This is a genomic window from Pseudomonas sp. K8 (assembly GCF_014889455.1).
GTDB classification, from domain to species: Bacteria; Pseudomonadota; Gammaproteobacteria; order Pseudomonadales; family Pseudomonadaceae; genus Aquipseudomonas; species Aquipseudomonas veronii.
Map to the genome: position 1 here is coordinate 48,754 of NZ_VJWO01000035.1, position 20,997 is coordinate 69,750.

Below are 20,997 nucleotides of genomic sequence, written 5' to 3' on the forward strand. Positions count from 1 at the left end.
GATGTCGTTAGGACCTTTTTGGCCGGCGCGCTGGATCGCCAGTTACCCCGATATGGGCGCGGCGGTTGAAGGCGTTCTGCCGCGCCTGCCCGGGCAAACCCTGCTTTCAAAAAAGGCACCTGAGTGGAGTACCGGTGTGCAGAAGGCTGCCAGCGGTCGACGCCGGACAACGGCGTACTACCCGGCGCCGCTGTGGTCTTTCCAGCTGAGTTACAACGCCGTGCGCAAGCGCCCCGGGTTGGATGAGTGGTCGAGGCTGATTGAGTTCTTCAATCAGCGCAAAGGGCAATTCGGCGAGTTCCTGTTTTTTGATCGTAGCGATCACCTGGTAACGCTTCAGCGCTTTGGCACCGGGGATGGCACCACGCGAACATTTCAGCTGTCCCGGACGATCGGTCATTGGGTGGAGCCGGTGTACGGCGTCGTCAATGTGGACGTCGTCACTGTCAGTGGTGCTCCTACTTCAGCCTTCACTGTGGATGAGCTGGGGCGCATCACCTTTACGGTGGCCCCGCCCATCAATGCGGCTCTGGTGTGGAGTGGGGCGTTTTATTTTCGCTGTGCTTTCGATGCCGATTCGCTCGACGGGGCTCAGCCTTATCGCGCGATTTGGGAGCTCAAAAACATCGCGTTCACGAGTATCAAACCATGATCGATGCCACACCCGAACTGAAAGCCTTTCTGGCCACGGCGCGCAGTTTCGTCATGGCGGATTTGTACACGATTGCCCTGGCCAGCGGCCAGGTGCTGCGTTACACCGATGCGGGTTTGCAGATTTTTTATGGCGGACAGAACTACTCGGCCAGCGGGCCACTGATCAAGCGCACCGGCGTGCGTGCGGTGCGCGGGATTGAGGTCGACACGTTGAACGTGACCTTTACCGCCGGCATGGACGACACCGTATTCGGCGAGCCCTTGCTGCCATTCATTGCCGGCGGCGGTTTTGACGGGGCCACCCTGAACCTTGTTCGAGCGTTTATGGCGGACTGGCGGTCGCCCGTGGTGGGCACGGTCACACGTTTTATCGGGCGTGTCGCCGAGGTGGATCCTGCCGATCGCGAGCAGGCGACGGTGACAGTGAAGTCGCCGATCGAGCTGCTGGATACCAAGGTGCCCCGGGGCGTCTATCAGCCCTCCTGCCTGCGCACGGTGTACAGCGCTGATTGCGGAGTGAATCGCGCCCTGTTTGAAACCGTGGGTGTGGTCCAGGGCGGTAGCACGGCTCTACGTGTGAACTCCAATGTGCCCGCCTCTCAGGGCTGGTTCGACCAGGGCGTGATTCGTTTTGTGAACGGTGCCAATGCGGGAGTGATAAGGACCGTACGCCGATTCACGGCTGATGGTGCAGTGACGATGATCCTGGGACTGCCAAGTGTGCCAGTGGCGGGTGATCAGTTTCTGATTTACCCGGGTTGCCCACGGACGCTGGATGCCTGCACCAACAAATTCGGCAACCGAGCGCGGTATCGGGGTATGCCGTTCATTCCCGTCGCGGAGACATCGGTATGAGCCCGTTTGAAGTGCTGCAGCGTGATGCCGTGATCGCGCAGGCCGAGCGTTGGCTGCGCACGCCGTATCAGCACCGGCAGCACCTGCTGGGTGTTGGTGTTGACTGCGCCTGGTTGCTGATTGAGGTGTATCACGCCGCCGGGTTGATTCCCTTGATTGATCCCGGGGCTTATGCCCAGGACTGGCACCTGCATCGCAGTGAGGAGCGTTATCTGGGCTGGCTGGAGCTGTACGGCCGGCAGATCAATACGCCACAGCGTGGTGATGTCGCGGTCTGGAAATTCGGCCGGACCTTCAGCCACGGCGCTGTGGTGGTCGATGAGTACCGCATCATTCACGCCTATCGGGATATCGGCGTCGAGTTTGCAGACATGCGCGAGGAGCGGCTCTCCAGCCACACCGTGCGTTATTACACACTTAACCGGTATGGAGTCAGCGATGGGGGGCAGCAGTAGTACCATTTCCAACAGTGCAACACGCATCAACGCGCTGCAGATCCAGAGCAGTGCCAGTGGCAAGCCGATCGCCTGGATCGCCGGCCGCAATCGCATCAGCCCGAATCTCATTTATTACAGTGACTTCGAAGCGGTCGCCAAAACCACGACGAAAAAGTCGGGGGGTAAAGGCGGCGGCGGGGCCACCCAAAAAGACACGACCTACACCTACTACGCGGCCATCATTTTGGCCGTCGGGCGGGGACCGCTGGGTGCGATTCACCGCGTATTTCGTGACAAAGAGGTGTTTTCCTCACTGGCGCAGATTGGCTTGAACTATGCCAACGGTACTCATGATCAGACCGTGTGGGGTTTTCTTCAGACTCGCCACCCGGCTGAGGCCATTGGCTATTCCGATACGGCCTACGTGTTTTCCAGCAGGTACCTGCTCAACGATAACGCCGGCGTCCAGAATCATACGTTTGAGGTGGACGGGCGTTATCAGGTGCCCGGGTTGCCGGATGCCAATCCAGGCGACTTCCTACCCGGGTTGTTGCTCGATCCATTGGACGGAATCGGTTTTACCCCGGCATGGGTCGCGGACATGTCGAACTACCGCAACTATTGCTTGGCGGAAAACTTACTCTTGAGTCCGGTGCTCGACGAGCAGGCGCCGGCGAATGAGGCGATCACGCGTTGGTTGCAACTGACCAACAGCGAGATGGTGTGGTCTGCTGGTCAACTCAAGGTGATCCCCTACGGCGACCAGGCCGTCACCGGTAACGGCGTGACGTGGTTTCCGAACATCACGCCGGTGGCGGATCTGACCGACGACGATTTTCTTTCTGAGGACGGTGAGCCTCCGGTCTCGCTCAAGATCAAGAGCCAGGCCGACAGCTACAACGAAGTGTCGCTGGAGATCCTCGATCGCGATCACGAGTACAACACCGACGTAGTGCGTGCGCCTGATCAGGCTGCCATTGAGCAGTTTGGCTCCAAGCCGATGGACACCATCAAAGCGTACGAGATCTGCAATATCGCCATCGGCGCTCATGCGGCGCAGTTGTTGGTGCAGCGCAAGCTGTATGTGCGCAATAAATACGAGTTTTCCCTCGGCTGGCAGCATGTGCTCCTCGAACCCATGGACCTGGTGACGATCACAGAGCCTGGCTTGAACCTGCACCAGCGCCTGGTCCGGCTGATTTCGGTTGAGGAGGACGAGCTGGGTAAGTTGGCGATCGTGGCCGAGGATGCGTTGCTGGGCGTCGGCAGCGCACCCAACTATCCAGTGCAGAGCAAAAGCGGTTATCAGGGCAATCAGAACATCGCGCCAGGCCCCGTCCTAGCGCCCATCATGTTCAACCCACCCGAGAGCTTGCTGCCCGCCGGCACCTTGCAGATCTGGGGCGGTATTGCCGGTGTGGGTGAAGCCTGGGGTGGGTGTGAGATCTGGATCAGCGCCGATGGCGACAGCTACCGGTTAGCGGAGACGATTTACGGCAGGGCGCGCATGGGCCAGTTGACCGCAACGCTTGCATCCGGAAGCGACCCCGATACGGTCAACACCTTGTCGGTGCAACTGGCAGCGGCAACCGAGCTGGCAGCGGCCACGACCGCCGAGGCGGACAGTGGCGCCACGCTGTGTTGGGTGGCCGGCGAGCTGCTGAGTTACCGCGACGCGGTGCTCACCGGCGTCGGAGGCTATGAGCTGAGCTATTTGCGACGTGGACGCCTTAGCACATCGGTGTCCAGCCACTCGGCCGGTTCCCCATTCGTGCGGTTAGATGATGCGGTCTGGAAGTACAGCTACACGTCCGACCAGGTCGGCAAGACCGTATGGGTCAAGTTCCGTTCTTTTAACGTGTTCGGTCGAGCGCTTGAGGATCTGGCGGATGTCACTGCCTACAGCGTCACGTTATCGCCGGCTCGGGTAGCGCCTGATACCGCGCAAAACCTCGCCCTGGTGGGTGCCTTCGAGGCGCCGTACTTCACCGTCAGCTGGGTGGCCGGAGCTCGTGCCGAGGATCGCTTGGTACGTGTTCGTCACGCGGGCAGTAATGCCCTCCTGCGAGAGGTGGCGACCACCAGCACGGCATTCACGTACCAGCGTGAAGATGCGCTGGTGGATGGCGCGCTCATTCGCAGCTATCGGGTGGAGGTCATCGAGCGCAACGCTGCAGGCCAGGCTCAGTTGGTGTCGTTGTTGGTCACCAATACGGCGCCGGCGCCCGTTACGGGAACCGCCGCCACGGTCACTGGCACCACCGCGGATGTCAGTTGCGCAGCCAGTGTTGAGCCAGACGCGGCGGGCTATGTGTTTGTGTATTCGACAGAGGAAGACTTTGATCCGGCAACGGCAGGAACGGTCGGCTATCAAGGCGTATCACGCACCGGGCAGATCACGGGACTGACTCCAGACACCACGTATTACCTCTGCGCTGCAGCGTACGACACTTGGAGCAGTGTGCGCAGTCAACTCAACTTCGCCCCGGCGATCACCTTCAACACCTGATAGAGACTCATCATGCAACCTATTCAATTCTTTGCCGCGAGAGCTGAAGACGGCGTGCTATTGCCTGGAGCAACGGTGAGGGTGCTTGTCTCAGGGAGTGAGACCTTGGCGCCGCTGTTTTCTGACGCATCGGCGACGGTGGTGCTAGCCAATCCCATGCATGCCGATGCCAGTGCGCGGGTGTTTTTCTACACCACGGCGGCTCGCATCGATATTCAGATCGGCTATGCGGGGTACCGAGCGCCGCTGCTGCAGGGCATCGGAACCAGCGATCCAGTGGATATGATCAATGCGGAAATTGATCGCCTCAACCGCGATATGGTCGATGGGAAAGTGCATGCCACTGTCGCTGCAGGTCTTCTGGCGACTGTAGACGGCCAGTCTTTTTATGTCGAACCCACTTCGCCAGATATATCGCGCAGCCTGTATGTGCGGGTCAGTGCCACGGAGGCCAGGCACGTCTCCGATGACCCCTCGGTGGGCTACATCGCAGAGATAGACGTGCGCACCTCTGCGGTTGAGAGCGGCACGTTTAATGGATTGGAGCTGCGCTTTGTTCGATTGGCCGTAGAGTCCGGTTACACCTGGGCGCTGGTGGATTCGGTTGGACGCATGGCGCTGGGGTGCCGGGTGGATGGTTCACTCGTGGGCAAGTTCATGCTGCGCGATGGCACTGTCGATCGCAACACGCTGAAACTCGACCTCGACGGATTCATCGCCAAGGCGTTGGACCCTCAGTCGGGATATGCGTGGGCAGTGATCGATACCCTGGGCCGGATTGGGCTGGCTCTTCGAGTGGACGGGACCGTTACCGGTAAGTTCTTGCTCGGCACCGGTGCCGTCCCTCGTAAAGCGTTAGGGGCCGATCTGTCGGGCTTCATTGCCGTTCAACTGAGTCCAGAGTCCGGCTATGTCTGGGCCGTCGTCGATGCGGTTGGCCGCATTGCGCTGGGCATCACCACAGCCGGCAAAACGGTGGGTAATTTTGATATTCATATCCCTGATGTCACAGGGATCGAGTACCTCAAGCCGGTGCACGATCTGCTCTGTGTGGGAGATTCCCTGACAGCCAATAGCAGCCAGGTCACCTGGCGGGAGCAACTTGCTCCACTGATCAGTGCGCGGACCATTGTCAATGGCGGCATCGGCGGCCAGACGTCTCGCCAGATCGCCGCGCGTTTCGGCGCCGGCAGTGCGCTGCTGACCGTCACGGACAACCAGATCCCGGCCTCGGGTTCGGTGACGGTCACGGCGTTGAGCACCTTGTTGCTGTCCACGCCTGCGACCAACTCGGGGACCTACACGTTGAAAGGTACGTTGGGTGGCATCCACGGCACGCTGACGTGCACGCACAGTGAGACAGGCGACGAGTCGGACGTTTACACGTTTGCTCGGGATACCGCCGGAGACGCCCGATACAGCGCGCCCAAGTCGCCGTTTGTGCCCGACGTGCCCGGTGACGGGTTTTACACCGAGATCATCTGGATGGGCCGCAACAACCTCGACAACCTCGAGCAGATCAAGGCCGACATCCGGGCGATGGTGGGGGTGCAGAAAACCGTTGAAAAGCGCTACCTGATCATCACGCCGCCGCTGGGCGGCAACCCGACACCGGGCACGTCGACGGGGGAGGGGGTCGGTACCGCCACCTACAACAACTGTGTCGCGCTGGAAGATTGGGCCACCACCGAGTACGGCGATCGCGTGATCAAGATCCGCGAGTGGCTGATGCAGTTCAACGACGGCAGCGCCGACGATCTCGACGACGTGGCCAAGGGCGTGGTTCCACGTTCGCTGCGGCTGGACATCATTCACAACACCACGATCAGCAACGGGCATATCGCTCGTCGCATTGCCTATGAAATTAACCGGAGGTCCTGGTAATGGCCGGACAAAAAACCGTACTGGATGGCATCACCTTTACCGATACGACGTTGCCCATTCTGCGCTCCGATGCGTTGCTGAGTGCGGGGTCGCTCTATCTGTTCGACTTGGGGCACAGCTTGGGTGGAGTAAGCGGAGTGCCGGCAGCGGGAGCCTCCATTCCCAATATTGCTTATGCCGAAGCGGCAGCGGTGCTTGGCGCAGGCACTGAGAGCAGCTTGGCAGGGGTGTTCACTAGTAATGCGGTCGCAGCTGACGCTCTGTTTGAGCGGACGCCCAAGAAGGGCCTGCACGCCATTTACAGCCAGGTGAACAACACGGTGAATGGTCATGGTTCACAGATCAATATCGCAGCTGCGATCCGCGACTACATCATCGCGAACAAGACCCACCTGTTCTATTTCTCGGTATGGGCGCACCGGACACGTGCAGCACTCGCAACCGGTCACCGGTACATGGAGATCGGCAGCGGCGGCAACTTCCTGGGATACATGAGTGGTGCCGGAAACACCGGCAAGGCTTCCGGGCTTTACAACGTCGTCGGCGGTGCCAACGCCGTGGCCAACCGGTACTCCTCAATGCGAGCGTCTGCGGGGAGTGGGGATACGGTGACGGCAGCGGCCGGAAGCATTATCTTCGGTAATGGTGGATCTGGTTCCGCGCTGACCAATCAATGCCCCTCGGACATCTTCTATCGCGGTTACTGCGAGGATCTGACCGTGTCGGGGCGAACCTACGCAGACGTCGATGCCCTCGACAAAGCGCTATGGGATGCCGCTTTCGCGGCAGGTGGCCGGTTTGCTGGTGACACCTTTACGGCGCCGTCGACCTTCCCATAGTTGGTTAGGTAAACCTCAAGTCCACCACCACCCGTAATTAGCGGCGGAAGCGGAATTTTTCCCAGCCATTTTTGAATCGGAAAGTTCCTGTATCTCCTGTGAGAACGTAACGGGTTGCTCTGTAGCAAGCAGTAAACCGAGAGAATCCAAAGCGTCTGATTTTTTTGTAGACCCAAACCCATCCGTGGCGATTGGTAGTTTTGGCGGGCCTTTGCACCATTTACGCGCTCCTTCGTGGCGAAATTTGGCGTAGATGATAGCGATGTGCCCCAACGCAAAGGCTGTCATTTAATAACGGGGCGGAACTTCCTATCACAACGGGGTTTCTGGCCCCATTCGTTTGAGTGCAGCACCGTCTAAAACGAACTCAGCAGAGTTTGTTCCACCTATAATCCCCGCCGTTGCGCGGGTTTTTTTCGTCTGGAGAAAAGCCTATGGCACGACTTTCTACCACCCAAGCGGGCAGCCGCAATGCGCTGGCTTTCCTCGACATGCTCGCTTGGTCCGAGGGAACCAGCACATCGCCCGCCACTTCCGTGGATGGCTACGACGTCATCGTGACGGGCATCGACAGAAAGCCTGAGACTTTCACAGATTTCAGTGATCACCCCTTCGCACAGGGTCGCCGCTCTAAGGTCATCAACAGCAAGGGCCTGACCTCAAATGCCTCGGGCCGGTACCAGCAGATGCTCAAGGACTGGCCTTATTACCGAACGCTGCTGGCCCTGCCTGACTTCAGCCCGATCAGCCAAGACCTGCTGGCTCTGCAGCACATTCGCGAATGCCGCGCACTACCGGACGTGCATGCCGGCCGGGTCGAATCCGCGATCGCAAAGTGCCGGAATATTTGGGCAAGCCTGCCTGGTGCAGGGTATGGCCAGCGAGAGCACCGGTCTGACGACCTGATCCAGCAGTACCGCTTGGCGGGTGGGGCACTGTCATGACGGCATTACGGAAAGTGTCCCAGTGCCTGGCCCAAGCCGAGGAGGATCGTCTGTATTTTGAGTGTCCAGGTTGCGGCCTGGCTCATGGCATTTCGCACGGCGCAGGGGTTGGTCCACGGTGGGGGTGGAATGGGAGCTTGGACGCGCCGACGTTCACTCCAAGCATTCTGGTCCGATACACCTGGTCGGACGGCCCCCGGGTTTGTCATTCGTTCGTGACCGGTGGGCGCATTCAGTTTCTTGAAGACTGCACTCACCATATGGCGGGGCAGACCGTCGATCTACCCGATTGGGAGGATGAGCAATGCTGACCACGCCACAAAAATTGGCGGTCTTGTTGATCGCGATGATCATTGCGTTCGGCGCGGCCTGGCAGGTTCAAGCGTGGCGTTACGCTGGAAAGCTGGCGAGCCAGGCCGCGCTGCTGGCTGAAGATCTAAACAATCTGACCCAGGCCGCGCTACGCCAGCAGCAGACCGAACAGGACAAGCGCCTGGCTACAGAGCAACAACTCGCCGTCTCCGATCAACAGCACACCCGAGAACTGTCCAATGCCCAACGTAATCAAGCTCTATTGCGTGACCGCCTTGCTACTGCTGATGTGCGGCTGTCAGTCCTTCTCGACTCCACGGACACAGCCAGTGGCTGCAACGTGTCTGCCGCTCCCGGCACCGTCGGCGTGGTTCATGCAGCCCGTCGAGCCCAACTTGACCCGGCGCATGCTCAACGAATTATCGGAATCACCGATGCCGGCGACCAAGGATTGATAGCGTTGCGGGCGTGCCAGTCGTACGTCAGATCTATTGCTCGATGATATGCGTTACGATCAAAAAATTAGGTTTAATAGACGCGGTAAGCTGTCAAGAGGTTCTATATAAATAGGTACGATAATTTCGGGTCTAGACTTAAAGTAATAATGTTATGAATTGTCAGTGTAATGAATTCCGATTGTTCGGCGCGGAGATATATTATGCTCATCCATAAAAGGCTGGCTCTACAGCTTGCCTAATTATTTATAGTTGAGTGGGCCGACCGCATGGATATTTCTGCTGATAAAAAAATTAGGATTCTACATGTAATACCATCTGCGAATCCTAAGGGAGGTGGGCCGATAGAAGGCGTAAAGCAGCTTTTTTCACAGTACTCAAGCTTGGGTATTGAAGCAGAATTGGCATGTTGCGAAGCTCCCAACCGACCATGGCATGATGATCCCGGTCTTCCAAAGGTGCATGCGTTAGGTCCAGGTAAAACTAGCTATGCATACACTCCAAAATTAACAGAGTGGTTAATTGCTCATTCTACAGATTATGATGCAGTGGTTGTTGATGGTCTGTGGCAATATCATAGTCGGGCGGTTCATCTTGCTTTATCGAAAACGGGAGTACCTTACTTTGTCTTTCCACATGGAATGTTAGATCCATGGTTTAAGAAAACATATCCGCTTAAACATATCAAAAAATGGCTTTACTGGCCTTGGGCTGAATACAGGATGTTGCGTGATGCCCGGTCAGTAATTTTCACATGTGAAGAAGAGCGATTGTTAGCTAGGCAGTCTTTTTGGTTGTATAAAGTACGAGAATCTGTGTCGACTCATGGTACAGGCGTTCCGCCGGAAAATAAAAAAGAGTTGTCTGGTGCATTTTTGAATAAGTATCCTGAGCTGCAGAACAAACGTATCATTTTGTTTTTGAGTAGGCTGCATGAGAAAAAGGGATGTGACTTATTGATTGAGGCTTTTGCCTCAGTTGCTGCTAGGGATGAGCGATTACATTTAGTTATGGCTGGGCCCGATCAGGCTTTATTGCAGGAGCGTTTGCAGGCAATGGCTAAAGAGTTAGGTGTGGAGAATAGGATAACTTGGCCTGGAATGCTTCAAGGAAGCGATAAGTGGGGGGCATTTTATGCGTCTGAGGTTTTTTGTTTACCTTCACACCAAGAGAATTTCGGAATAGTTGTGGCCGAAGCTTTGGCATGCGGAAAACCCGTGCTTATCAGCAATAAAGTGAATATTTGGCGAGAGATTGAGAAGGATGGTGCAGGCTTTATTTCTGATGACACGATTGCTGGTACTGAGGAAAATTTGACGCGTTGGTTGAATCTCACATTGTCTGAGTATGAAGCTCTGAGCCAAAGATCTTTGCAGTGCTTTAATAGTCGCTTTCACATTCGGCGCGCAGCTGCGAGGTTGGCTGAGATTCTCAGAGGTAGTGCTGAATTATCTGTTGCGAAGTCTAAATAGTCTTCCGGAAAGGCTTATATATGGCTTTGCTAGTTGTGAGGATGCTTGGTTCTGTGAGGTAGTATCTGAGAGCGTATCTCAGTGGCTCTCAGATGTTTTAGGGTGTGATGAAGATCGATGGTCGAAAGCTGCTCGCTTTTTCTGCTGCCTTTATGCAGTCTCTACTCTAAAACGACTATTAGTTGTGTGGTGCAATAGCCGTAATTCCTAATTGCAACAAATAGACGCTTACCGTTAGTTGAGTTTTTGAATTTATTTCTGAGTCTGCTAATACACATGGGTAGCCCTTTGTAGGTGTTTGGTTGTTTGTCTATCTGCCTGATAAGTAAATCAGTTTTTGCTTTGCGTTCGGGTTCTTGTGCAATTGCTTCAAGCAGCTTGAGTTCTGTTTTGCTAAGATAGATTATAAGTTCGCCGTTAGTTAATGATTTCGATTTTTTTATTAGTATCCAGGTTTCTAGTTTCATGTTGTGAATAGCTTGTTGTCTTAAGGCTATCTTTAGTTATTTCTAATTGCCGAGGAAAGGAATGCTTTGGGGTGAGGATGCTGTGATTCTTTATAAAAATTGAGTGGGATGAAGCTTTTGCCAGGTGCTTAATGTTTTGTTTCGTATGTTAGGATCTCAGAGATTGCCTTATTCATAACCTCTGTATTAAATGGCAGATCGCCTATGCAAACTCTTAACCTCTGCTTCGCCCTCCTTGTCCAACCATATTGCTATTTCTTCAAACGCCTCGCCAATCATCAATTGATTTAGCTGAAGACTGGCAAGTACCGCCGAGATGAGTTTTGGATGTAACATGACTCGCACCTCAATTAATGTTATTCAACAAGTCGTAATTTGCGAGGATTCTCGTCCATGCATTTTATAGTCGTGGTTTTATTCAAGTCGACGATCGGTGTGGTGGTGAAGCCCTCTGCATCCTGATTTAGATCGGAGAAAGTGCTAACTGACTCAATTTAGAGAGCTAGCAATTTTGTCTCATTCGAGTTGGACATTTATTTTCTCGACTGTCGCTTAAAAATGTATCGAACACAACGGAGGGTTTTTTGAAAGATGGATCCAGTCTATCCCTGTCTGAGGAGGAAAAATGCGTGATGCGAGGATGGGGGGTAGCAGGTAGCAAGTCGGTAGTGAGAAGGCTATCAGCCTTCAAAATTGGCACGTTCGAAGGTAGGGGTTCACTTAAGTGTGTTCACAGTGCTACGGTTTAACTGGTGGGTTGATGAGCCCTAAATTTCAATTACATGGAGTACGACATGGATATTAAGGTTGTCAGCGTCCACGGCCACGGTAAGGCTGATGAAGAGTATGTGCTACTGAAGGTAAGTAGTGACTGTGATTTGTCCTACTATGCGCTCGTTGACACCACGTATGATGGTGAGAAGATCACGGATAAAAATAGACACGTATTTTGGTTTCCAAAACACGACGTCAAATCTGGGGATGAGATCCTTCTGAGGACTGCTGTGGGGAAAAACTCATGGTCCACTTCGACTACAAATCGCAGACACACGCTCTACTGGAACCTAAAGTCAGCGGTGTGGAATGACACTGGCGACGCGGCGACACTGCTTAAATTGGCCACCTGGAAAGCCACAAAAGTCAAGTAATACATTTTCATATGCGGGTCTATTCTACTGAAAACCTGAGGGAATAGCTGTCGGCCCTGCATTCTTCCAGATGTCTTACGGTCTCAATTCGTGAATCTGCGAATGGGATTCTGAAATGGCGCTGTGCCCAGCGCGATGGTGTTGAAGGGGCGGGCACGCCTAATTGTACGTCTGTTTGTACGTACAACAGAAACAACAAGGCCCCGCATTGCTGCGAGGCCTTGTTTTAAATGGTGCCGGCACCAGGAGTCGAACCCGGGACCTACTGATTACAAGTCAGTTGCTCTACCAACTGAGCTATACCGGCGTGTTAGGGCGACGATTATAGCGATTGAAAAAGTTCTGTAAACCCCTGAAATCTGACTATTTTTGCGAAAACCCAAGTTTTCGCCCTTCGCCCTGCATTTACCCGCTTCTCCCGCAGCCAAATGCCCCGATCAGCGCTCGTGCATGGCCTCTGCACGGGATTTGATGATTGGCTTGAGCAGGTAGCTCAAGATGCTCTTCTTGCCGGTGATGATGTCCACAGAGGCCACCATGCCGGGGATGATCAGCAGGGGTTTGTCGTCGGTGCCGAGGTGGCTGCGGTCGGTGCGCAGTTTGATGACGTAGAAGGTGTTCTTCTTCTCTTCATCCATCACGGTGTCGGCGCCGATCTGTTCGAGTTTGCCTTTGAGGCCGCCGTAGATGGTGTAGTCGTAGGCGGTGAATTTGATCATTGCTTCCTGGCCGGGGTGGAGGAAGGCGATGTCTTGCGGGCGGATCTTGGCTTCTACCAGCAAGGTGTCGTCCAGCGGTACGACTTCGGCGATGTCGCTGCCGGGCTGGATCACGCCGCCTACGGTGTTGACCAGCATTTGCTTGACGATACCGCGCACGGGGGAGGTGACCATGGTGCGGCTGACGCGGTCTTCCAGGCCTTTGGAGGTGGCTTGGGCCTTGCTCAGGTTGGTGCGCGCTTCGTTCAGTTGAGCCAGGGCTTCGCTGCGGAATTTGCCGCGGGTCTCGTCGATTTTGCGTTGCACTTCGTTGATGGCGGCCTGGGCGCGGGGGATGGCCAGGGTGGTGCCATCGAGCATGCCGCGGGTTTCCACTTCGGAGCGTTTGAGGCGCAGCACTTCTACCGGCGAGACCGCGCCCTGTTGTACCAGCGGTTCGGACATGCCGATCTCCTGGCGCAGCAGGTTCAGGCTGTTGCGGTATTGGTCCTGCTTGGAGGCGAATTCACGCAGTTCCTGCTGGCGTTGCAGCAGTTGTTGTTGCAGCCCGCCGATTTCGTCCGACAGTTGCTGGCGTCGGCTCAGGTACAGCGACTCTTCGTTCGACGCCTGGTTGGGCACGGCTTTGCGCGCGTCTTCGGTAATGTTCAGCGGGCGATTTTCGACTTCGGCGCTGAGGCGCTCCACGCGCAGTTCCATGGCCACGCGGTCGGCTTCGGTTTCGTCGACGTTGGAAGCAAAGCGTGTGTCGTCCAGGCGTACCAGCGGCGCACCGGCGTCGACGATTTGGCCTTCATGCACGTAGATCTGGGCGACGATGCCGCCTTCCAGGTTCTGGATTTTCTGGATGCGCGAGGAGGGGATCGCCTTGCCTTCGCCTTTGGTCACTTCATCGATGATCGCAAAGTGCGCCCACAGTATCAGGAACACGAAGAAGCCGATCACGCCCCAAATGGTCAGGCGCACGATGCGCGGGGCGTCGTCGACCAGGGCTTTTTCGACTTCGGGCAAGGGCTGGTCTTCGAGCGAGTCGGTGCCTCTGAAATAGCCGAAGATGACGTCTTTCAAACGGCGTGGGCCGGATTTAAGCAACACTGATCTGCCCCTTTTTCAGCGCTTCCATGACGGCCGCTTTTGGACCGTCCGCGAGTATCTGGCCACGGTCGATCACCAGCAGGCGATCCACCAGGCTCAATAGCGAGGCGCGGTGGGTGACCAGAATCACCGTCTTGTTTTCGATCACCGACTGCAAGCGCTGTTTCAGGCGCTCTTCGCCGGTGTTGTCCATGGCGCTGGTCGGTTCGTCCAGCAGCAGGATCGGTGGGTTCAATAGCAACGCACGGGCGAGGGCGACGTTTTGTCGCTGGCCGCCGGAGAGGTTTTGCCCGCGTTCGCCCACTTGCAGTTCGTAACCTTGCGGATGCAGCCTGGCAAATTCATGCACGCCGGCCAGTTCTGCGGCTTGCAGCACCATTTCGTCGTCCACGTAGCGCGCACCCGAGACGAGGTTGTCGCGTAAGGTGCCGGCCAGCAGTTGGATGTCCTGGGCCACGTAGCCGATGTTGTGGCGCAATTCGCTGACATCGATCTGGCGAATGTCCACGCCATCGACCAGCAACGAGCCCGAATCCGGCTGGTAAAGACCGACCAGCAGTTTGGCCAGCGAGCTTTTACCCGAGCCGCTGCGCCCGATGATGCCGATCTTCTCGCCCGCCCGCACATTCAGGTTGATGCCGCGCAGCGCCAGGTTTTGTTGGTTCGGGTAGGTGAAGTCGACTTCGCGGAACGTCATCGCGCCTTGCAGCGCCTTGCGGCTGAGCGGGCGTTCGTCGTAGTTGCGTTCTTGCGGCAACTCCATCATCTGGTCGACCGAGACCATCGTCACCTTGGCTTGCTGGTAGCGCGTCAGCAGCCCCGACAGTTGCGCCAACGGGCCCAGTGCGCGACCGCTGAGCATGTAGCAGGCAACGAGGCCGCCCATGCTGAGGGCGCCATCAATGATCTGGTACACGCCGAAAATGATCATCACCACGCCGGCCACTTGCTGGATCAGCAAGGTGATGTTCATGGCCAGTCCGGACAACACCTTGACCCGCAGTTCCAGGCGGCTGAGGGTGCCAATGGTCTGTTCCCATTGATACTGGCGCTCGCTTTCTGCGTTATTGACCTTGACCGCATCGAGCCCGGCGAGGGTTTCGATCAGGCTCGACTGGCGCTCGGCGCCCAGGGCCATGGTGCGCTCCAGTGTCGCAGTCAGCGGTTTCTGGAGCATGTGGCCGATACCCAGGGCCAGCGGGAAGGCGATGATCGGAATCCACACCAGGTGGCCGCCGAGCATGGCGATCACCACCAGGATGATCAGGGTGAACGGCAGGTCGATCAGGCTGGCGAGGGTCAGCGAGGTGAGGAAGTCGCGCATCCCCTGGAATTCATGGATGTTCTGCGCAAAGCTGCCGACCCGCGCCGGGCGCACTTTCATGGCCATGCCCACGATGCGCTCGAACAGCGTCGCGGAGATGATCAGGTCGGTTTTTTTGCCCGCCAGGTCCAGGCATAAACTGCGCAGGCTCTTGAGCAGCAGATCGAACAGGTACGCGCCGCAGATACCGATGGCCAGCACCCACAAGGTGGCGGTGGCCTGGTTGGGGACCACGCGGTCATACACGTTCATCACAAACAGTGGTGCGGCCAGGGCGATCAGGTTGATCACCAGGCTCGCGGCGATTGCGTCGGCGTAGAGCCAGCGCGAGCGCTTGAGGGTGTCTCGGAACCACGAGCGTGCGCGCGGGATCAGCGTGCCGCTGGTGATGTCAAATTTATGCTGCGGTTGGGCGAAAAATACCCGACCGCTGTAATCCTGACTCAAGGTTTCACGGCTGACCTGTACTTCGCCGCCGTCGCTTTCGCTGAGCAGCAGTCGCGCCGTGTCGCCTTCCCAGCCCAACAGCACCGCGCTGCGCCCTTCCTTGAGCAGCAGCATGGCGGGCAGTGCGATGGATGGAATCTGTTCCAGCTTGCGCTGCAGCAACCGCCCCTGCAAACCCGCCCGAGCGGCTGCACGCGGCAGCAACTCGGCGCTCAGACGCTGGGCCGCGAGTGGCAGCCCAGTGGTCAGCATTGCGCGGCTGGCGGGTTTGTAATGCAGTGAGCAGAGTGTCAACAACCCGTCCAGCAAGGGGTCGTCATGCTGACTGCGCGGGTCATGGTTGAGTTGCGCCACACCTATTTCAGAATCCAAGCTGACTCTCTCTTACTGCAGTTGAGTGGTCCAACGCCGTCAAGAATCAGTTCATCCCTGGCAGGTTTACCGACGGTTTAATATCGTTCTGCACAACCGATGCCATCGGCGCTACCACGCCCTGACTTCTCAGCAGTTGGCCCATGTCGGCCTTGATTCGATACTGCGTGTAGATCTGCAGGTTTTTGATCTGCGCCAGACGCTGCTGAGCGGTGAACAGTTCATTCTCGCTGTCGAGCAAGTCGAGCAGTGTACGCTCACCGAGGCTGAACTGCTGTTGATACGAGGTACGTACTCGCGTGCTGCGGTCCACGTATTCCTGCGCGATCGGCACCTGCTGGGTGGCGTTGTTGTAGGCGTTCCACGCCAGGCCCAGCTCTTCGTTCAGCTGACGCAGGGCGTTGTTGCGGATGTCCAGCGCCTGGGAGGCCTGGGAAGCCTTGGACTGCAGGTTGGCCTTGTCGGTGCCGCCGTTGAACAGGTTGAACTGCATGTTCAGCATGGCGGAATAGCTGTTGTCATGGCCTGGGTCGCCGGCGATGTTGTCGTTGGCCGAACGTTGCAGCACCGCATCGAAGCGCGGGTAGAAGGTCGACTTGGCGGATTCGTACTGCTTTTCAGCGGCGGTGATATCCGATTCGGCAGAGCGCAATACCGGGCTGTCGGCAATCATCTGGCGGCGTGCTTCATCCAGGCTGGCTGGCAGCAAGGTCACGATGCCCGCTGGCTTTTCCAGTTGGTCGGGCTCTTGGCCGACAACGCTCATGTAGTTGGTATTGGCGTCAGCCAGGTTGGTCTGTTCGGTGATCAGGTTGTTTCGAGCCTGAGCTAGACGGGCTTCGGCCTGGTCCATGTCCGCCATTCTTCCGACGCCACGGCTGGTGCGCAATTTGATCTGGTCAAAAATGCGTTCGTGGCTTTTCAGGTTCTCTTCTGCCAGTTGCACCATCTCGCGACGGGTCAAGACATCCAGATAAACCTGGGCGACCGTCAGGGCGGTGCGCTCGGTCGTGTTGAGCAACGCATAACCGCGGGAATTGGCAGTGGCTTGTTGGCGGCCTACTTCATTTTGGGTGCCAAAACCCTGGAACAGGTTTTGCTGCAGACGAATGGTCGATTCGCCGCGGTTCATGGTTTTCCAATCGTGGCTGTTGCTGGCCGCGCGGGTGGTGGTGTTGTCCGAGCGTTCACGGCCATAACCGCCCAGCAAGTCGACTTTAGGCAAGTAGCCGCCTTTGGCTGCGTCGACTTGGTAGTCAGCAGCAATGCGCGCATTGACACCCGCTTGGATCTCCGGATGGACTTCCACCGCTTTCTGCATCGCCTCTGTCAGGGTTTGGGCCTGTACGAAACTGGCGGCTAGAGCAAAAGGCAAAGCTTTGAATAAGTGCAAACGCATTGTGATTCTTCCCTGGGGATTGGTTGCCTGGAAAACCGCAACAAACTTGAAATAGTGCATTGGATTGGCAACCGAAATCACTGCTTGTCATGAGTGCTGGACGGTGCAAACAGAAAGTCGCGATGCCGTGTAAATATCAATGTGACATTACCGGGCGGATTGTTTAGGATGGCGCCAAATAGGTCAATACCTTGACGGAAAAGTAATTCGTCGAGCGAAACACCAAATTATTGACGCCAAATTTTTTACATGGGTTTAACGTACTCCAGCTATCGAATCGGCACTAGAGAGAAAGGCCGGTCTCCATGATGGATGCCCCCTGAACGGTAATACACGGAGAGTCTTTTATGAGCAGCGTTGCGGTCGTCAAAAGCATTGTCGGTCAAGTGTTTGCGGTATCCCCGGAAGGGATTCGTCGCCTGCTGGTAGAAGGGGATCGTTTGTTTGCAGGGGAGCAGGTGGAAACCGGTCCTGCCGGCTCCGTGTCGTTGGAGCTTGCCGATGGCCGCACCCTTGACCTGGGGCGCGACACGCAATGGAGCGCGAACACGCCTGACTCAGTGACCGACCTGAGTGCCGCCACTGCCCAGGAAGCACCCTCTGTTGCCGAACTGCAGCAAGCCATCGCTGCCGGTGCCGACCCGACCCAAGACCTTGAAGCCACTGCTGCCGGCCCGACTGCCGCTGGCGCGGACGGCGCCGTGGGCGGTGGCCACAGCTTTGTCGTGCTGGAGGCCACCGCAGGCACGGTTGACCCTACTATCGGTTATCCAACGAACGGCTTGAATGCCGCTGATGCCGCGACCGGCCTGTTCACTGCCGCTGCCGATAACAGCCTCGATCCGCGCAGCGTCACCATCACCTTGACCGCCACGCCGAGCATCACCGAAGCCGGCGGCGTCGTGGTTTACACCGTGTTTGTCACCCAGGCGCCGACCAGTGACCTGACCGTCACCTTGTCCAACGGCTTGTCTGTCGTGGTCCCCGCCGGCCAGACCGCGGGCGCGCTGAACGTCACGTTCGCGGGCAATGACACGCCTTACCTGGATGCCTCGTCGATCTCCGCCACCATCACCGGCACGGCCGGCGGCGGCAACCTGATCATCACCACCGACCCGGCGCCAGCGGTTACGCAGATCAATGACACCATCGACACCACCACCGTCACGCTGAGCGCGAACGCGTCGGTCGATGAGGGCGGCAAGATCGTCTATACCGCGACCGTGAACAACGCCGCGCAGACCGACGTCACCATCACGCTGTCCAACAACACCATCATCACCATCGAAGCCGGTAAAACCACGGGCACCGTCAGCGTCGATACGCCGGCAAACCTGGCCGACGGCAAAGACCTGAGCGTCAGCGCCACCATTACCGGTGCAAGCGGCGGTAACTACGAAAACCTGGCGATCAACCCGGAAGCCGCCACTACCACCGTGATCGCTGTCGACAACCCGAGCGTGCTGGTCGCAGACACCAACACGGTTGCCGAGGAGCAGGTTGCCACTGGCAACGTGCTGAGCAATGACAGCGATATCGACAACGTGCTGACCGTCGCGACGTTCACCGTTGGCGGCACCACGTATAACGCAGGCCAAACCGCCATTGTCGAAGGTGTCGGTACCGTCACCATCGGTGCGGATGGCGCGTATGCGTTTACCCCGGTCAAGGATTACAACGGTGAAGTGCCGCAAATCGGCTACACCACCAATACCGGTTCGAGCAGCACGCTGGACGTGACGGTGACGCCGGTTAACGATGCGCCGGTGGCAGCGGTGGTCGCAGCGAACGGAGCTGAAGATCCGGCCCAGGGCATTGCGGTCAAACTGAGTGCGACCGATGGGGATGGTTTGGCGAACGTGAAATCGTTCACTGTCGGCACGCCAACCAATGGCACGTTCTACACCGACGCGGCCATGACCAAACCGGTGACCGGCTCGATCGACGCGGTCAACGGCGAAGCGACGATTTACTTCAAGCCGAACGAAAACTTCAACGGCACCGCGAATTTCACCTATACCGCGACCGACAGCGGCAACGCGGATGGCAGCAACCCGCTGACCTCTGCGCCGGCTAACGGCACTGTCACTGTGACGGCGGTGAACGATGCACCGGAAGCGATCGCGACCACTGCAACCGGGACTGAAGATCCAAGCGTAGGCATTGCGGTCAAGCTGAGCGCGACCGATGTGGATGGCCTGGCGAACGTGAAATCGTTCACCGTCGGCGAGTCGGCCAACGGCACGTTCTACACCGACGCTGCCATGACCAAGCCGGTGACTGGCGCGATTGACGCGGTCAATGGCGAAGCCACCGTGTACTTCAAGCCGAACGAAAACTTCAACGGCACCGCGAACTTCACCTATACCGCGACCGACAGTGGCAACGCTGACGGCAGCAACCCGCTGACCTCTGCGCCGGCTAACGGCACTGTCACTGTGACGGCGGTCAACGACGCGCCTGAGGCTGTGGCGACCACTGCGACGGGTTCTGAAGATTCGGCCCAGGGTATTGAAGTCAAGCTTTCGGCCACCGACGTAGACGGCGTGGACAACGTGAAATCGTTCACTGTCGGCACGCCAACCAATGGCACGTTCTACACCGATGCTGCCATGACCAAACCGGTGACTGGCTCGATCGACGCGGTCAACGGCGAAGCGACTGTTTACTTCAAGCCAAACGAAAACTTCAACGGCACGGCGAACTTCACCTACACCGCGACCGACAGTGGCAACGCTGACGGCAGCAACCCGCTGACCTCGACCCCTGCCAACGGCACTATCACCGTGACTGCGGTCAACGATGCGCCAGAAGCTGTCGCCACTACCGCGACCGGTTCTGAAGATCCGGCCCAGGGCATCGAAGTCAAGCTTTCGGCCACTGATATCGATGGCGTGGAGAACGTGAAATCGTTCACCGTCGGCACGCCAACCAATGGCACGTTCTATACCGACGCGGCCATGACCAAGCCGGTAACCGGCTCGATTGACGCGGTCAACGGCGAAGCCACGGTTTACTTCAAACCGAACGAAAACTTCAACGGCACGGCGAACTTCACCTATACCGCGACCGACAGCGGCAATGCTGACGGCAGCAACCCGCTGACTTCGACCCCAGCTAACGGCACTATCACCGTGACTGCGGTCAACGATGCGCCAGAAGCTGTCGCCACTACCGCGACCGGTTCTGAAGATCCGGCCCAGGGCATCGAAGTCAAGCTTTCGGCCACTGATATCGATGGCGTGGAGAACGTGAAATCGTTCACCGTCGGCACGCCAACCAATGGCACGTTCTATACCGACGCGGCCATGACCAAGCCGGTAACCGGCTCGATTGACGCAGTCAACGGCGAAGCCACGGTTTACTTCAAACCGAACGAAAACTTCAACGGCACGGCGAACTTCACCTATACCGCGACCGACAGCGGCAACGCTGACGGCAGCAACCCGCTGACCTCGACCCCAGCCAACGGCACTATCACCGTGACTGCGGTCAACGATGCGCCAGAAGCTGTCGCCACTACCGCGACCGGTTCTGAAGATCCGGCCCAGGGCATCGAAGTCAAGCTTTCGGCCACTGATATCGATGGCGTGGAGAACGTGAAATCGTTCACCGTCGGCACGCCAACCAATGGCACGTTCTATACCGACGCGGCCATGACCAAG

General features: G+C 57.3%; 16 protein-coding genes and 1 tRNA gene. 12 read left to right on the forward strand and 5 right to left on the reverse strand.

Translation table 11 applies throughout. The features are described from left to right. Nucleotide 1: 1 nt before the first annotated feature. The 10 genes from INT12_RS21545 to INT12_RS21585 all read left to right on the forward strand — a co-directional run bounded on the left by INT12_RS21545 (nucleotide 2) and on the right by INT12_RS21585 (nucleotide 10,361). Nucleotides 2–652 (forward strand): DUF2460 domain-containing protein, encoded by a 651-nt coding sequence (locus INT12_RS21545; RefSeq protein WP_193040044.1) that lies wholly within the window; start codon nucleotides 2–4, stop codon nucleotides 650–652. Continuing rightward, on the forward strand, nucleotides 649–1,509 hold the full coding sequence (locus INT12_RS21550; RefSeq protein WP_193040043.1) for a DUF2163 domain-containing protein: 861 nt from the start codon (nucleotides 649–651) through the stop codon (nucleotides 1,507–1,509). The genes INT12_RS21545 and INT12_RS21550 overlap by 4 nt, the downstream gene beginning before the upstream one ends. Next, nucleotides 1,506–1,964, forward strand: coding sequence for an NlpC/P60 family protein (locus tag INT12_RS21555; protein WP_193040042.1), 459 nt, complete (start codon nucleotides 1,506–1,508; stop codon nucleotides 1,962–1,964). Before INT12_RS21550 ends, INT12_RS21555 begins: the two co-directional genes overlap by 4 nt. After that, entirely contained in the window at nucleotides 1,948–4,455 is a 2,508-nt protein-coding gene (locus INT12_RS21560) for a phage tail protein (protein WP_193040041.1), read from the forward strand. The genes INT12_RS21555 and INT12_RS21560 overlap by 17 nt, the downstream gene beginning before the upstream one ends. 12 nt (nucleotides 4,456–4,467) lie before the next feature. Beyond that, nucleotides 4,468–6,339 (forward strand): hypothetical protein, encoded by a 1,872-nt coding sequence (locus tag INT12_RS21565; RefSeq protein WP_193040040.1) that lies wholly within the window; start codon nucleotides 4,468–4,470, stop codon nucleotides 6,337–6,339. Next, on the forward strand, nucleotides 6,339–7,178 hold the full coding sequence (locus tag INT12_RS21570) for a hypothetical protein (RefSeq protein WP_193040039.1): 840 nt from the start codon (nucleotides 6,339–6,341) through the stop codon (nucleotides 7,176–7,178). Before INT12_RS21565 ends, INT12_RS21570 begins: the two co-directional genes overlap by 1 nt. A gap of 434 nt (nucleotides 7,179–7,612) precedes the next feature. Further along, entirely contained in the window at nucleotides 7,613–8,122 is a 510-nt protein-coding gene (locus tag INT12_RS21575) for a glycoside hydrolase family 104 protein (protein ID WP_193040038.1), read from the forward strand. Continuing rightward, nucleotides 8,119–8,433, forward strand: coding sequence for a DUF6527 family protein (locus INT12_RS31385; RefSeq protein ID WP_226926273.1), 315 nt, complete (start codon nucleotides 8,119–8,121; stop codon nucleotides 8,431–8,433). Before INT12_RS21575 ends, INT12_RS31385 begins: the two co-directional genes overlap by 4 nt. Next, on the forward strand, nucleotides 8,430–8,936 hold the full coding sequence (locus INT12_RS21580; protein ID WP_193059008.1) for a lysis system i-spanin subunit Rz: 507 nt from the start codon (nucleotides 8,430–8,432) through the stop codon (nucleotides 8,934–8,936). The genes INT12_RS31385 and INT12_RS21580 overlap by 4 nt, the downstream gene beginning before the upstream one ends. Before the next feature lie 222 nt (nucleotides 8,937–9,158). Beyond that, nucleotides 9,159–10,361: a glycosyltransferase gene (locus INT12_RS21585; RefSeq protein ID WP_226926274.1), complete on the forward strand. Its 1,203-nt coding sequence runs from the start codon at nucleotides 9,159–9,161 to the stop codon at nucleotides 10,359–10,361. A gap of 161 nt (nucleotides 10,362–10,522) precedes the next feature. Here INT12_RS21585 and INT12_RS21590 read toward each other — a convergent pair whose 3' ends face one another. Continuing rightward, nucleotides 10,523–10,828 (reverse strand): winged helix-turn-helix domain-containing protein, encoded by a 306-nt coding sequence (locus INT12_RS21590; protein WP_193040037.1) that lies wholly within the window; start codon nucleotides 10,826–10,828, stop codon nucleotides 10,523–10,525. A gap of 794 nt (nucleotides 10,829–11,622) precedes the next feature. Here INT12_RS21590 and INT12_RS21595 point away from each other — a divergent pair. Then, nucleotides 11,623–11,976 (forward strand): hypothetical protein, encoded by a 354-nt coding sequence (locus INT12_RS21595; RefSeq protein WP_193040036.1) that lies wholly within the window; start codon nucleotides 11,623–11,625, stop codon nucleotides 11,974–11,976. Between the two features lie 231 nt (nucleotides 11,977–12,207). Here INT12_RS21595 and INT12_RS21600 read toward each other — a convergent pair. The 4 genes from INT12_RS21600 to INT12_RS21615 form a co-directional block, all read right to left on the reverse strand. Further along, nucleotides 12,208–12,283 (reverse strand) — tRNA-Thr (locus INT12_RS21600). A 130-nt stretch (nucleotides 12,284–12,413) separates the two neighbouring features. Further along, nucleotides 12,414–13,790 carry an HlyD family type I secretion periplasmic adaptor subunit gene (locus INT12_RS21605; protein ID WP_026140219.1) on the reverse strand — a complete coding sequence of 459 codons (1,377 nt, stop codon included), beginning with the start codon at nucleotides 13,788–13,790 and terminating at the stop codon, nucleotides 12,414–12,416. Continuing rightward, nucleotides 13,780–15,933, reverse strand: a complete 2,154-nt coding sequence (locus INT12_RS21610; RefSeq protein WP_026140218.1) for a type I secretion system permease/ATPase — start codon at nucleotides 15,931–15,933, stop codon at nucleotides 13,780–13,782. The genes INT12_RS21605 and INT12_RS21610 overlap by 11 nt, the downstream gene beginning before the upstream one ends. A 46-nt stretch (nucleotides 15,934–15,979) precedes the next feature. Further along, nucleotides 15,980–17,332, reverse strand: coding sequence for a TolC family outer membrane protein (locus INT12_RS21615; protein WP_017848528.1), 1,353 nt, complete (start codon nucleotides 17,330–17,332; stop codon nucleotides 15,980–15,982). Nucleotides 17,333–17,679: 347 nt separating this feature from the next. On the opposite strand from INT12_RS21615, the gene INT12_RS21620 reads away from it, so the two are divergent. Further along, nucleotides 17,680–20,997, forward strand: a 3,318-nt coding sequence (locus INT12_RS21620; RefSeq protein WP_193059007.1) for a retention module-containing protein, incomplete at its 3' end; no start/stop codon positions are given.